This is a genomic window from Streptomyces sp. NPDC001902 (genome assembly GCF_042891295.1).
In the GTDB taxonomy this organism is placed as follows: Bacteria; Actinomycetota; Actinomycetes; order Streptomycetales; family Streptomycetaceae; genus Actinacidiphila.
On sequence record NZ_JBIATA010000001.1, the window covers coordinates 540,824 to 553,272 of the forward strand.

Sequence of the window (12,449 nt, forward strand, 5' to 3'; positions counted from 1 at the left end):
CCGTTCCTGTGCGACGGGGGCCGGGGCGGTGGCACATGTAGGGGGTCGGGTCACCAGTTGTTGTTGTCGCGGACGATCGCGGCGCACTCCACGACGGCGCGGGCGGTGGGGATGGGGGTGGTCATGCCGTTCCTGTTCCGGACGGTCACCGTCCACCCGTTGCCGGACCGCTGGCTCGTCAGCACGCTCAGGTCGCTGTTGCTGAGGACGAAGCCGCCGCCGGTGACCTCGGTGCGCGAGGGGCAGCGCGCCGAGACGGTCTGCGTGGCGCCCGAGGGCACGGTGGAGAGGACACCCAGGAACTCGGCGGTCCTCAGCCGCCCGAAGTTGTCACGGTTGCCGCCGCCCTGGACGGGGTTCGAGGCGGCGTCGTCGGCGACCGCGGCGGTGCGCGCGGTGGCGGAGGCGTGGGTGGGACCGGCGAATGCGGTGGTCGTGACGACCGCTGCGGCGACCGTCATGGCTCCGGCGACACCCCAAAGCACCTTACGACGGGGTCGACCGGACATGGTCTTCTTCGCTCGTATGTTCATCTCTCTGCCTTCGAAGATGACGGAAGGAGCTCGCTCCGGGTCGAAGCGATTGCGCTCATCGTCACCTTGTGCGAGGTGTTCCGCACTTTGGGTGACCAAAGAGGATGAACGGCGCCCGGTCGACGATCTGACGGAGCGGCGGTGCGACGCTCGGTCAGCATGCAGGAACGGGCCTCAGATGACGCCGGTGACCGCCCGGGGCTTCACGTGTGGCCGCTGCCGCACGATGCCCGCGCGGACCAGCGAGGCGCCGCGCGGAGCACCCGACGGGGCGTCGGATGCGGGGGCGGCGGTGGAGCAGGGCGGGCAGGGGCCGGTACGGCCGGGGGGCAGCGGGTCGCCGCAGCCGGGGCATTCGGGGAGCGGGGCCGCAGGGGCGGCGGGGTCGCGGGCGGGGCGCGGTGCGGGGAGCTTGTCGCGCAGGCGCCGGGCGATGAAGCCGGCGGGGGAGTGCACGGCGGGCGGCAGCCCGGAGGACAGGGCGGTGCCCAGCTCCAGCTCGCTCGCGCCGTGTGCCAGCCAGCGGGCGGCGAGCGGGGCCAGCCGGGCCGCCTCGGCGACGCCCAGGGCGAGCCTGGCCTCCCGCCGCCCGAGGCGGTGTAGCGCGGCCGCCGCGCGGGCGACCAGCGGCTCGTCGGCGGGGGGTCCGGGGTGGGAGGTGTTCTCCTCCTCCCTGTTCTCCCCCTTGGGGGATGCGCCGACGGCCCGTACGGACGGCGCACCGGCGGTCGGGAGGCTGCCGCTCGGTGCCGCGAAGGCCGCCTCGATCTCCGCGGGGTCGCGCAGCGGCACGTTGGAGACGAGCACCTGGGTGGTCCAGCGGCCGGTCTCGCGGCTCTGCGTGCGGCGGGTGTGCACATAGCCCTCCGCCTCCAGCTGCTGCCGGGCCCGGCGCAGGGCGATGCGTCCCTCGGGCATCTTCTCGCCGATGGACTGCAGGGTCTCCCGGGACCCCTCCGGCAGGGAGAGCGCCCACTGCAACAGCCGTACGGCGGTGCCGTTCAGGCGCGGATGGCGGATGAGGTCGTTCGGCGTCTGGGAGAAGAAACGGGTCGGCGGGATAGCATGGCGGATCATTTGCGGGCTCCTGTGTAAGCCTCGTAGGTGTAGGCCCCCGGCCGGTGTTGGCGCACCACTGGGGGCCGCTTCATGCGCTGGGCACGAAGGGTGATCGGCCGATTACTCTACCGGTGTCCCGGTGTTGTCGGCGACGAAGGAGACGAACGCCGTCCACGCCTCGCCGGTGAAGGCGAGCGCGGGCCCGGCGGGGTCCTTGGAGTCCCGTACGTGCACGGCGCCCGGGGCGTGGGCCACCTCGACGCAGGCACCGCCCTCGCTGCCGCTGTAACTGCTCGTGAACCAGGCGAGTTGGGACGTCATAGCTCCCCCGCAATCTGCTCGATCACTCTGGCGGAGTCCCCCACGCTGAGGGCCTGTGAGCGGATCATCGCATAGCGCTGGTGGAGTTTGCTGACCTCGTCCCGGCCGTGCGCCAGCACGCTGCGGCCCTGGACTTCGAGATAGGCGAGCAGCCGCAGATCGTGGGTCTCCAGCAGGTGCATCGGTCCGTCGAAGCCCGCGTGGGCCTCATGGGAGAGCGGCATCACCTGGACCGTGACGTGGCGCAGCGCCGCGGCCTCCACCAGCCGTTCCAACTGGCGCCGGTGCACCGCCCGTCCGCCGACCGGACGCCGCAGCACCCACTCCTCGATGACGAAGGCGAGCTGCGGCGCCGGGGCGCGGGTCAGCAGTGCCTGCCGGGCCAGCCGGGCCCGCACCCGGCGCTCGACCTCCTCCGTCTCCAGGGTCGGGCAGTAGGCGCCGAGCACCACGCGGGCGTACTCCTCGGTCTGCAGCAGGCCGTTGATGACCTGCGTGTCGTAGGTGTAGAGGCTCACCACCGCGCGCTCCAGCTCCGCGTACTCCTCGAACCAGGAGGGGAACTCCGCCCGTTCGAGATGACGCGCCGCGGACCGCAGCACCCCGCCGCCGTCGTCCAGCAGGGTTCCCGCCCGCTCCACGAACGCCGGCGGCGGCATCCGCTCGCCGCGCTCGATCTTGACCACCAGCGACTTCGAATAGCCGACGTGCGCGGCCAGTTCGTCGGTCGACACCCCACGGGCCTCCCGCAGGGACCGTGCCACGGAACCGAACATCCGCATGCTGGCCGAGCCCTCGCCCTTCGCGGACACGGCACCACCTCCCCGGTACACACGCCGTACACAGCCGCGGACCGGTCCCGACACAACTGATCCGGGGTCAGGTCCGCCCTGGTCAGGCTAGCCACGGCACGGAACCGTTGGACCCATGACGCAGGAATCCCCACCCGCGGCGGCGATGCGCGTCGTCGCCGAGCCCGCCCGCATCGCCGAGGTCCGCCGGGCCGTACGCGAACAGCTCCGCGCCTGGGGGCGCGAGGACCTGGCGTCCGCCGCCGCGCTGTGCGTCACGGAGATACTCGCCAACGTGCACCGGCACGCGGGATCCCCCGAGTGCGAGCTGACCCTGGACGACCTGGCCGCGGAGGGCGTGCGGGCCACGGTCAGCGACCGCTCCCCCGTCCTGCCGGTCCCGGCCCCCGGGCTGCCGGACTGGGCGGCCGAACGCGGGCGCGGCCTGCACCTGATCGCGGCGGCGGCGCACCGGTGGGGCGTGCGGCCGACCCCCGACGGCAAGCAGGTGTGGGTGGTGCTGCGGTGAGGCCCGGCTCGTGGACCTGGCTGGACGACACGGCGTTCGGGCCGGTGGCGTTCCTGCTGCTGGCCCATCCGCACGGGAGCGGGACGGAGGAACTTGCCGCGCTCCTCGGGCTCGCCGAGCCCGGGCGGCGGCTGCCGGAGCTCGGCGAGCGGATCGCCGTCCCGCGTCCCGGGCGGGCCACGGTGCGCGGCCCGGACGGCGGCCCGCTGCTGGAGGTCGCGGCCGGGGACCGGTGGTCCGCCTTCGTCTCGGGCGGCGGACCGGTCGCGCTCGTCGTGGGGCTGGACCCGCTCGCCCGCCGCGCGCCGCTGCCGGAGGTGGAGACCTACCTCGCCCTGGGCACGACCGCCGGACGCATCCGGCTGGGGATCAGCCGGCGGGCGCGCTCACGTTCCTAGCCCAGCGCCCGCAGCTGGTCCAGGAACCACTGTTGCGGGGGGAGCGCCGTCGAGGCCGCCGCGAGTCGCTTGGTGGCCTCGGCCCGCTCGCCGTGCGAGACGGACAGCGCCTGGTGGAGGGCGTTGGCCGTGGCCCGGATGTCGTACGGGTTGACCACGAACGCGTCGTCGGCCAGCTCCTCGTACGCCCCCGCCTCGCGGGAGAGCACCAGCGCCACGCCGTCGTCCGAGACGACCGGGATCTCCTTGGCCACCAGGTTCATGCCGTCGCGGATCGGGTTGACCAGCGCGACGTCCGCCAGGCGGTAGGCGGCCAGGGAGCGCGCGAAGTCGTCCTTGACGTGCAGGACCACCGGCTGCCAGCCCGGCGTGGCGAACTCCTCGTTGATCTCCTCGGCCAGGTCGGAGACCTCGTCCGTGTACTCCCGGTATACGGCCAGGTCGTGACGGGAGGGGTAGGCGAAGGCGATGTGCACCACGCGCCCCTGCCATTCGGGGTGGTCGCGCAGCAGCTGCGCGTACGCGAGCAGGCCGCGGATGATGTTCTTCGACAGCTCGGTGCGGTCCACGCGCACGATGACCTTGCGGTCCGGACCGCCCACGGCCTCCTGCAGCGACGCCAGGCGCTCGTCCACGTCCGGCTGGTGCGCCCGCTCCCGCAGGAAGTCGGCGTCCGCGCCGAGGCCGTGCACCCCGATCCGCGTGGTGCGGCCCTTGTAGGTGATCGTGAGGCTGCCCTCGTCACGGATGACGGAGGCGCCCAGGACGTCGGCGCAGCACGCGGCGAAGGCGTCCGCCCAGCGCCGGGTCAGGAAGCCGGCCCGGTCGGCGCCGAGGATGCCGCTCAGCACCTCCGCGGCGACGTCGTCGGGCAGCAGGCGGAAGTAGTCCGGCGGGGCCCACGGGGTGTGCGAGAAGTGGCCGATGCGCAGGTCGGGGCGGCGCGAGCGGAGCAGCTGCGGCACCAGCGCCAGGTGGTAGTCCTGCACCAGGACGGCCGCGCCCTGGCCCGCCTCGTCGGCCAGCGCGTCGGCGAAGGCGGCGTTGTACGCCACGTACGCCGCCCACTGCTCGCGGAAGTCCTCGTCGAAGACGGGTTCCAGCGGGGTCTGGAACAGCATGTGGTGGATGAACCACAGCACCGAGTTGGCGATGCCGTTGTAGGCCGACGCGAAGGTGTCCGCCGGGATGTCCAGCATCCGTACGTGCTGGCCGCCGGTGTCGGCGGTGGGCAGCCGGCCCGTGCCCCCGGAACTGCGCAGGACGGCGGCCCGGTCCCCCTCGCCGAGCGCCGCGCAGACCCAGACGGCGTCCGCGTCCGGCCCGATCGCGCTCAGGCCCGACACGAGTCCGCCGCCGCCGCGGCGGGCGGTGAGCGTGCCGTCCTCGCGGAGGCTGTACGACACGGGGCCGCGGTTGGACGCGACCAGTACGCGCGCGGCATGCGATGCGACCATGCGGCCAGCCTAGCCACGCATCCCCGGCCGCAAACGTACGAGCTAGCCCAGCCGGGGGTTTCCGGCCGTGACCTGTTGCGGGTCGCCGCGGGTTCGGCCTGGGGGGTTGCGGGCAGTCGTCCCGCTGGGCGGGACGGGTGGGCGCACCCCACCCACCGGCGTGCACACGCCGACGACACCCGCGGTACCGCACAGGCGCGGCGCCGTCGGGGGTTTGTGCCTACCCGTTCCGCCTGGCGGCGGACCGCCTGCCCACAAACCCCGGGTCAGGCGTCACGCCACCGCGCGGTGGGCGTATTCGGGGACCGTCCGCATCGGGGGGCGCTCATCCGTCGCGACCTCGTGGACGCGGGGCTCGAAACCGCCGTCCGGGGAGCGGTCGAACTGCGTGAGGACGGGCCGCACGAGATGGCCCCTGGCCAAGCGGATCTGCGCCGTCCGGTAGATCGCCGCGGCCATGCGGCCCAGTGCCTGGCCGTCCTGGTGCCGGTGGTGCCGGACCCCCACGTCGACCTGGGCCAGCGCGTCGAGCCCGACCGTGTTGAGCGCGTCCACCAGCAGCCCGAGCTCGACCCCGTACCCGACGGGGAACGGCAGCCGCTCCAGCAGCGAGCGGCGCGCCGCGTACTCGCCGCCCAGCGGCTGGACGAAACCCGCCAGCTGCGGCCAGTGCAGGTTGAGCAGCGGCCGCGCCACCAGCTCCGTCACCCGGCCCCCGCCGGCCGGGACCACCGTGCCGCCGGTCTCCAGGGGCCGGTCGTACATCGCCTTGACCAGCTGCACGTCCGGGTCCGTGAGCAGCGGCCCGACGATCCCCGACACGAACCGCGCGTCGAACTCGCGCAGGTCGGAGTCGACGAAGCAGACGATCTCCCCGCGCGTCACGAGCAGCGAGCGCCACAGGACCTCGCCCTTGCCGGGCAGCGCGGGCAGCCGCGGGAGCACCTCGTCCCGGTGGACGACGACCGCGCCCGCGGCCGCGGCGACCTCGGCCGTGCGGTCGGTCGACCCGGAGTCCAGCACGACGAGTTCGTCGACCAGCGGCACCGCCTCGCTCATCAGCTCGCGGCGGATCGTCCCGACGATCGCCCCGACCGTGGCCTCCTCGTCGAGGGCGGGCAGCACGACGCTGACCGTGCCGCGCGCGCCCGCGGCGCGCTTGGCGGCGAGCAGTTGCGGCAGGGGCCTGTGGTCGGCGGTCCAGGACCGCCGCTGCAGCCAGCCGGCCACCTCGTCGAGCACCGGGTTGCTCCGTTTCTGCCCGTCTCGCAGGACGGACGGCCCATGACCAGGTTCGAGGTCGTCGGTTACAGTCTTGAACACGAGGCATGACCATCGTATGTCCGCGGTGATCGCGCCCCGTCCGACAAATGCCCGGGCCCTGCGCCCGGTGCCATACCGCTCATCCAGAGGGGCAGAGGGAACGGCCCGTTGAAGCCCCGGCAACCCTCCCGCCGACCGCGAGGTCCAGGTGGGGAAGGTGCCAATTCCGTCTCGCGGCGAAATGCGCCGTGAGGAAGATGAGGAGAAAGGGCCTCGCCTGACATGGCTGCGCAGACCGTTGCACCCGCGTCCACCGATTCCGCCTTCGGCCCCGCGTCCGCGCTCTCCTGCCGCGAGTGCGGTGAGCGTTTCCCGCTGGAACCCATCTTCGCCTGCGAGGTCTGTTTCGGGCCGCTCGAAGTGGCGTACGACCTCCCGGGCGGCGACCCCGAGACCCTCCGCAAGCGGATCGAGTCCGGGCCGGACAACATCTGGCGCTACGCGCCGCTGCTGCCCGTCCCCGCGGACGTGGCCTCCAAGCCCAACCTCAACCCGGGCTTCACCAAGCTGGTCAAGGCGGACAACCTCGCCCGCGAACTGGGCGTCACCGGCGGCCTGCACGTCAAGGACGACTCCGGCAACCCGACCCACTCCTTCAAGGACCGGGTCGTCGCCATCGCCCTGGAGGCCGCCCGCACCTTCGGCCTCACCACCCTGTCCTGCTCCTCCACCGGCAACCTGGCCGGCGCCGTGGGCGCCGCGGCCGCCCGGGCCGGCTTCCACTCGTGCGTGTTCATCCCGCACGACCTGGAGGAGGGCAAGGTCGTCATGGCCGCGGTCTACGGCGGCGAGCTGGTCGGCATCGAGGGCACCTACGACGACGTCAACCGCTTCTGCAGCGAGCTGATCGGCGACCCGATCGGCGAGGGCTGGGGCTTCGTCAACGTCAACCTGCGCCCCTACTACGGCGAGGGCTCCAAGACGCTCGCGTACGAGATCTGCGAGCAGCTGGGCTGGCGCCTGCCGGACAACATCGTCATCCCGATCGCCTCGGGCTCGCAGCTGACGAAGATCGACAAGGGGCTGCGGGAGCTGATCAAGCTCGGCCTGGTGGAGGAGAAGCCCTACCGCATCTACGGGGCGCAGGCCGAGGGCTGCTCCCCGGTCTCGACCGCCTTCAAGGCCGGCCACGACGTGGTGCGCCCGCAGAAGCCGAACACGATCGCCAAGTCGCTGGCCATCGGCAACCCGGCCGACGGCCCGTACGTGCTGGACATCGCCCGCCGCACGGGCGGCGCCGTCGAGGACGTCACCGACGAGCAGGTGGTGGACGCCATCCAGCTGCTCGCCCGGACCGAGGGGATCTTCGCCGAGACGGCCGGCGGCGTGACGGTCGGCGTGCTGCGCAAGCTCATCGAGAACGGGCAGCTCGACCCGGCCGGTGAGACCGTCGTCCTCAACACCGGCGACGGCCTCAAGACGCTGGACGCCGTCGCACCGACCTCCCGCCCCACGGCCACCATCCGCCCGAGCCTCGACGCGTTCCGCGCCGCAGGCCTGGCGGGCTGACCCCGACCGCACCGGCCGACCCAGACTGAAGGTGAACCCAGCATCATGAGCGCTACCGTCCGCATCCCGACCATCCTCCGCACCTACACCGGCGGCCGTGCCGAGGTCCCCGCCGAGGGCGGCACCCTGGCCGAGGTCATCGACTCGCTGGAGCAGAGCCACCCCGGCATCTCCGCGCGGGTCCTGGACGACACGGGCAAGCTGCGCCGTTTCGTGAACGTCTACGTCAACGACGACGACGTCCGCTTCTCCGAGGGTCTGCAGACCACGGTGGGCGAGGGCGCGTCCGTCTCGATCATCCCGGCGGTCGCCGGAGGCTGCTGAGCCGCACGGCCCGCGGGCGACAGGGGGTGCCGGGGACCACCCGCACCCCCTGTGTGCGGAGCGGTAGTTGAAGGCCTGTACAGTTGCCCTCGACGGCTCGCAACTCCCTGCAACGCTCTGCGCAACCCCTCTTCCCCGGGGTGGCCTTGTCGACGATTTATCGCCAAATTCACGTCGCGTTTGTCGCGTTGGCCGCTTATGTCCGGTCCGAGTTGCCCCGGATTATTCGCCGATCAGGCTCTTCTTCCGATTCTCCGTGCCCGGAATTCTCGTCCGATTGACCTGTTGCAGACAGCGTCCGGGCAGATACATTCAGCCGCGGTCGACGCGTTCCGGCGCACGCCCCCTTGGCTGTAGGGGGTGAGGTCTGACCCGGGTCCGCGAGGTGCGGGTCTGCGAAGGGCCAGCAATAGGGGAGTTAGGAATGGCTCAGGGCACCGTCAAGTGGTTCAACGCGGAGAAGGGCTACGGCTTCATCGCGGTCGACGGTGGTGCGGACGTCTTCGTGCACTACAGCGCGATCCAGATGGACGGCTACCGCACCCTCGAGGAAGGTCAGCGGGTCGAGTTCGAGATCTCGCAGGGCCAGAAGGGGCCGCAGGCGGACATGGTCCGTCTCGCAGCCGGCTGACGCGCCGCGCATCGGCCACGGAGCACTTTCGCGTACGGCCGCTCAAACGTACGCGTCGAGGCCCGCCCCCGCACGGGGGCGGGCCTTCGTGCTGTCCGGGGCGGCCGCGGACCCGACCTGCGGGTTGTCCACGACCCCGGCCAAGCGGCTTGCACTCTCCTGGGGCGAGTGCTAATCATTGGCGTTAGCACTCTGACGTTGAGAGTGACAAAGGACCGAGTGGGTGAGGCCCGCTCGACCGTCGTAAAGGAACCGGCGGGAGGGCAGGCCGTCCGTCGCGGGCGCCGGCACGGTCCTGGAGTAATCCTTCCCCGCAGCCCTGTGCCGCGGGGGGACCCCAAGTCCGGGAGGACCACTTCACATGGCCAAGATCATCGCGTTCGACGAGGAGGCACGGCGCGGTCTCGAGCGCGGGATGAACCAGCTCGCCGACGCCGTCAAGGTCACCCTTGGCCCCAAGGGCCGCAACGTCGTCCTCGAGAAGAAGTGGGGCGCCCCCACGATCACCAACGATGGTGTGTCCATCGCCAAGGAGATCGAGCTCGAGGACCCGTACGAGAAGATCGGCGCCGAGCTGGTCAAGGAGGTCGCGAAGAAGACGGACGACGTCGCCGGTGACGGCACGACGACCGCGACCGTCCTCGCCCAGGCGCTGGTCCGCGAGGGCCTGCGCAACGTCGCCGCCGGCGCCAACCCGATGGCGCTCAAGCGCGGCATCGAGAAGGCCGTCGAGGCCGTCTCCGCCGCCCTGCTGGAGCAGGCGAAGGACGTGGAGACCAAGGAGCAGATCGCCTCCACCGCCTCCATCTCCGCCGCCGACCCGCAGATCGGCGAGCTCATCGCCGAGGCGATGGACAAGGTCGGCAAGGAAGGCGTCATCACCGTCGAGGAGTCCCAGACCTTCGGTCTGGAGCTGGAGCTCACCGAGGGCATGCGCTTCGACAAGGGCTACATCTCGGCGTACTTCGCCACCGACCTGGAGCGTATGGAGACGTCCTTCGACGACCCGTACATCCTGATCGTCAACTCCAAGATCTCCTCGGTCAAGGACCTGCTCCCGCTGCTGGAGAAGGTCATGCAGTCCGGCAAGCCGCTGCTGATCATCGCCGAGGACGTCGACGGCGAGGCGCTGTCGACCCTGGTCGTCAACAAGATCCGCGGCACCTTCAAGTCCGTCGCGGTCAAGGCCCCGGGCTTCGGCGACCGCCGCAAGGCCATGCTCGGTGACATCGCCATCCTCACCGGTGGCACCGTCATCTCCGAGGAGGTCGGCCTCAAGCTGGAGAACGCCGGTCTCGACCTGCTCGGCCGCGCCCGCAAGGTCGTCGTCACCAAGGACGAGACCACGATCGTGGACGGCGCCGGCGACCAGGACCAGATCCAGGGCCGCGTCAACCAGATCCGTGCCGAGATCGAGAACAGCGACTCGGACTACGACCGCGAGAAGCTCCAGGAGCGTCTGGCGAAGCTGGCCGGCGGCGTGGCCGTCATCAAGGCCGGTGCCGCCACCGAGGTCGAGCTCAAGGAGCGCAAGCACCGCATCGAGGACGCGGTGCGCAACGCCAAGGCCGCCGTCGAGGAGGGCATCGTCGCCGGTGGTGGCGTGGCCCTGCTCCAGGCGTCCAACGTCTTCGAGAAGCTCGAGCTCGACGGCGACGAGGCCACCGGTGCCGCGATCGTGAAGCTGGCCCTGGAGGCCCCGCTGAAGCAGATCGCCGTCAACGCCGGCCTCGAGGGTGGCGTCGTGGTGGAGAAGGTGCGCAACCTGACCCCGGGCCACGGCCTCAACGCCGCCACGGGCGAGTACGTCGACCTGATCGGCGAGGGCATCATCGACCCCGCCAAGGTCACGCGCTCCGCGCTGCAGAACGCGGCCTCCATCGCCGCGCTCTTCCTCACCACCGAGGCCGTCATCGCCGACAAGCCGGAGAAGGCCGCTGCGCCGGCCGGCGGCGGCATGCCCGGCGGTGACATGGACTTCTGATCCTCCGGGATCAGGACTCCGCACCACGGCAGAAGACCGAGGGCGGTACCCCACGCGGGGTACCGCCCTCGGGCGTTTCCGGCTGCCGCCCGGTCACGGGACGGCGACCGGTGCGTCGAGCAGATCGCGCCAGGTGCGCACCGCCTCGGCGTCGACCGGCCCGGCCCAGCCGCCGGGGCGGACCGCGCCCCCGACGTGGAAGGCGTCGATGCCGCCCGCGAGCAGCCGCGGCAGGTGCTCCGCGCGGAGCCCGCCGCCCACCATGAGCTGGGGCTCGCCGGGACGGCCCGCCTCCGCCAGCAGATGGCCGAGCCCGGCGTCCACCCCGCGCGCGGAGCCCGCCGTGAGGAAGGTGTCCAGCCCGGGCAGCCCGCGCACCGCCGAGCGCACGCCCTCCCGGTCGGCGGAGTGGTCGATGGCACGGTGGAAGGTCCAGCGGGCACCGGAACCGATCGCGTCGACCAGCAGGCGCACGGCGGCCAGGTCCGGCGCGCCCGACGCGTCGAGGAACCCGAGCACGAACTCGTCGGCGCCCTCGCCGCGCAGCGCCGCGGCGGCGGCGCAGAGCGCGTCCGTCTCGCGGGTGCCCCCCACGGCGAAGTCGGCGCGGGCCCGCAGCATCACCCGGACCGGGATGTCCACCGCGGCCCGGACGGCGGCGAAGGTCTCCAGGGACGGCGTCAGGCCGTCCGCGGCCATGTCCGTGACCAGTTCGAGGCGGTCCGCGCCGCCCGTCCGGGCCGCGAGGGCGTCGTCGGCGTCGAGCGCGATCACTTCGAAAATTGGTCTAGACATATCTCTAGGGTGTCACATGCCCGCAGGTGCCCGCGACCCCCCGTACCGCACAATGACCTTCATGGCTGACACCGCACCCGAAACCGGCTCCGCCCTCCTCGCCCGCTGGTGCGACCTGCTGCGCCGCTGCCAGACGGAGTCCGTCGACCCGGTGCCGTACGGCAAGGACCTGATCGCCCGCTGGGCCGAGCCGCACCGCCGCTACCACACCACCACCCACCTCACCGCCGTCCTCGACCACGTCGAGGCCCTCGCCGGGCACGCCGAGGACCCGGACGCCGTGCTGCTCGCCGCCTGGTTCCACGACGCCGTCTACCGGCCCGACCGCTCGGAGAACGAGGAGCGCAGTGCCCGGCTCGCCGAACGCGCGCTCCCCGAGGCCGGGGTCCCGGACGCGATCACCGCCGAGGTCGCCCGCCTGGTCCGGCTCACCGTCACCCACCATCCCGCCGAGGGCGACCGGGACGGCGAGGTCCTCAGCGACGCCGACCTGGCCGTCCTCGCCGGCGACCCCACCGCCTACGCCGAGTACGCGGCCGCCGTCCGCGAGGAGTACGGCTTCGTCCCCGACGACGCCTTCCGCGCCGGCCGCGCCGACGTCCTGCGCCAGCTCCTGCGGCTGCCCCGGCTGTTCCGCACGCCGGAGGCGTACGGGCGCTGGGAGGCCACCGCCCGGCGCAACCTCACCACCGAGCTGGAACTGCTCGCCCCCGGCGACGTGGACGACGCCCGTCGATGACTGCGGCGCGAACCGATGACTCCGGTGCGCGCGGGCGGTCTTGTCCGTGCGGGGAG

Annotated in this window: 14 protein-coding genes and 1 riboswitch; of the genes, 7 read left to right on the top strand and 7 right to left on the bottom strand. The window is 72.3% G+C overall.

The genetic code is table 11. The annotated features are described in order from the left end of the window. Window positions 1-50: 50 nt before the first annotated feature. From ACFYYN_RS02535 to ACFYYN_RS02550, 4 genes are all read right to left on the bottom strand, one after another. On the bottom strand, window positions 51-461 hold the full coding sequence (locus ACFYYN_RS02535; RefSeq protein WP_500322746.1) for a hypothetical protein: 411 nt from the start codon (window positions 459-461) through the stop codon (window positions 51-53). A gap of 246 nt (window positions 462-707) precedes the next feature. Beyond that, complete coding sequence (locus ACFYYN_RS02540; RefSeq protein ID WP_500544397.1) at window positions 708-1,610, bottom strand: hypothetical protein; 903 nt, start codon at window positions 1,608-1,610, stop codon at window positions 708-710. Window positions 1,611-1,712: 102 nt separating this feature from the next. Continuing rightward, window positions 1,713-1,913 carry a DUF397 domain-containing protein gene (locus ACFYYN_RS02545; RefSeq protein ID WP_499512497.1) on the bottom strand — a complete coding sequence of 67 codons (201 nt, stop codon included), beginning with the start codon at window positions 1,911-1,913 and terminating at the stop codon, window positions 1,713-1,715. Continuing rightward, complete coding sequence (locus tag ACFYYN_RS02550) at window positions 1,910-2,725, bottom strand: helix-turn-helix domain-containing protein (RefSeq protein ID WP_500544398.1); 816 nt, start codon at window positions 2,723-2,725, stop codon at window positions 1,910-1,912. Before ACFYYN_RS02550 ends, ACFYYN_RS02545 begins: the two co-directional genes overlap by 4 nt. Before the next feature lie 115 nt (window positions 2,726-2,840). On the opposite strand from ACFYYN_RS02550, the gene ACFYYN_RS02555 reads away from it, so the two are divergent. Continuing rightward, on the top strand, window positions 2,841-3,233 hold the full coding sequence (locus ACFYYN_RS02555; RefSeq protein ID WP_500544399.1) for an ATP-binding protein: 393 nt from the start codon (window positions 2,841-2,843) through the stop codon (window positions 3,231-3,233). Further along, window positions 3,230-3,631 (top strand): hypothetical protein, encoded by a 402-nt coding sequence (locus ACFYYN_RS02560; RefSeq protein WP_500544400.1) that lies wholly within the window; start codon window positions 3,230-3,232, stop codon window positions 3,629-3,631. The genes ACFYYN_RS02555 and ACFYYN_RS02560 overlap by 4 nt, the downstream gene beginning before the upstream one ends. On the opposite strand, the gene ACFYYN_RS02565 is transcribed toward ACFYYN_RS02560, so the two are convergent. Beyond that, entirely contained in the window at window positions 3,628-5,088 is a 1,461-nt protein-coding gene (locus ACFYYN_RS02565; RefSeq protein ID WP_500544401.1) for an alpha,alpha-trehalose-phosphate synthase (UDP-forming), read from the bottom strand. The genes ACFYYN_RS02560 and ACFYYN_RS02565 overlap by 4 nt on opposite strands. Window positions 5,089-5,361: 273 nt before the next feature. After that, complete coding sequence (locus ACFYYN_RS02570) at window positions 5,362-6,330, bottom strand: glucosyl-3-phosphoglycerate synthase (RefSeq protein WP_499516871.1); 969 nt, start codon at window positions 6,328-6,330, stop codon at window positions 5,362-5,364. A gap of 157 nt (window positions 6,331-6,487) precedes the next feature. Then, window positions 6,488-6,615: riboswitch (SAM riboswitch) on the top strand. Between the two features lie 18 nt (window positions 6,616-6,633). Here ACFYYN_RS02570 and thrC point away from each other — a divergent pair. The 4 genes from thrC to groL all read left to right on the top strand — a co-directional run bounded on the left by thrC (window position 6,634) and on the right by groL (window position 10,859). Beyond that, window positions 6,634-7,920: a threonine synthase gene (thrC, locus tag ACFYYN_RS02575; protein WP_500544402.1), complete on the top strand. Its 1,287-nt coding sequence runs from the start codon at window positions 6,634-6,636 to the stop codon at window positions 7,918-7,920. Between the two features lie 45 nt (window positions 7,921-7,965). Beyond that, window positions 7,966-8,244 carry a ubiquitin-like small modifier protein 1 gene (locus ACFYYN_RS02580; RefSeq protein ID WP_500322755.1) on the top strand — a complete coding sequence of 93 codons (279 nt, stop codon included), beginning with the start codon at window positions 7,966-7,968 and terminating at the stop codon, window positions 8,242-8,244. Window positions 8,245-8,668: 424 nt separating this feature from the next. Further along, window positions 8,669-8,875 carry a cold-shock protein gene (locus ACFYYN_RS02585; RefSeq protein ID WP_005486335.1) on the top strand — a complete coding sequence of 69 codons (207 nt, stop codon included), beginning with the start codon at window positions 8,669-8,671 and terminating at the stop codon, window positions 8,873-8,875. A 361-nt stretch (window positions 8,876-9,236) separates the two neighbouring features. Then, complete coding sequence (groL, locus tag ACFYYN_RS02590) at window positions 9,237-10,859, top strand: chaperonin GroEL (protein WP_499512491.1); 1,623 nt, start codon at window positions 9,237-9,239, stop codon at window positions 10,857-10,859. A gap of 93 nt (window positions 10,860-10,952) precedes the next feature. Here the strand turns inward: groL and ACFYYN_RS02595 are convergent, their stop codons facing one another. Then, complete coding sequence (locus tag ACFYYN_RS02595; protein ID WP_500544403.1) at window positions 10,953-11,654, bottom strand: copper homeostasis protein CutC; 702 nt, start codon at window positions 11,652-11,654, stop codon at window positions 10,953-10,955. Between the two features lie 52 nt (window positions 11,655-11,706). Here ACFYYN_RS02595 and ACFYYN_RS02600 point away from each other — a divergent pair, with 52 nt between their 5' ends. Further along, on the top strand, window positions 11,707-12,393 hold the full coding sequence (locus ACFYYN_RS02600; RefSeq protein ID WP_499512489.1) for an HD domain-containing protein: 687 nt from the start codon (window positions 11,707-11,709) through the stop codon (window positions 12,391-12,393). Window positions 12,394-12,449: the final 56 nt, after the last annotated feature.

What these genes read in the sequence shown, in the direction of transcription:
- ACFYYN_RS02555 (WP_500544399.1), top strand. Translation starts at nt 2,841, where the DNA reads ATGACGCAGGAATCCCCACCCGCGGCGGCGATGCGCGTCGTCGCCGAG.
- ACFYYN_RS02595 (WP_500544403.1), bottom strand. Translation starts at nt 11,654, where the DNA reads ATGTCTAGACCAATTTTCGAAGTGATCGCGCTCGACGCCGACGACGCC.
- ACFYYN_RS02600 (WP_499512489.1), top strand. Translation starts at nt 11,707, where the DNA reads ATGACCTTCATGGCTGACACCGCACCCGAAACCGGCTCCGCCCTCCTC.
- ACFYYN_RS02545 (WP_499512497.1), bottom strand. Translation starts at nt 1,913, where the DNA reads ATGACGTCCCAACTCGCCTGGTTCACGAGCAGTTACAGCGGCAGCGAG.
- ACFYYN_RS02580 (WP_500322755.1), top strand. Translation starts at nt 7,966, where the DNA reads ATGAGCGCTACCGTCCGCATCCCGACCATCCTCCGCACCTACACCGGC.
- thrC (WP_500544402.1), top strand. Translation starts at nt 6,634, where the DNA reads ATGGCTGCGCAGACCGTTGCACCCGCGTCCACCGATTCCGCCTTCGGC.
- ACFYYN_RS02565 (WP_500544401.1), bottom strand. Translation starts at nt 5,088, where the DNA reads ATGGTCGCATCGCATGCCGCGCGCGTACTGGTCGCGTCCAACCGCGGC.
- ACFYYN_RS02535 (WP_500322746.1), bottom strand. Translation starts at nt 461, where the DNA reads ATGACGGTCGCCGCAGCGGTCGTCACGACCACCGCATTCGCCGGTCCC.
- groL (WP_499512491.1), top strand. Translation starts at nt 9,237, where the DNA reads ATGGCCAAGATCATCGCGTTCGACGAGGAGGCACGGCGCGGTCTCGAG.
- ACFYYN_RS02540 (WP_500544397.1), bottom strand. Translation starts at nt 1,610, where the DNA reads ATGATCCGCCATGCTATCCCGCCGACCCGTTTCTTCTCCCAGACGCCG.
- ACFYYN_RS02585 (WP_005486335.1), top strand. Translation starts at nt 8,669, where the DNA reads ATGGCTCAGGGCACCGTCAAGTGGTTCAACGCGGAGAAGGGCTACGGC.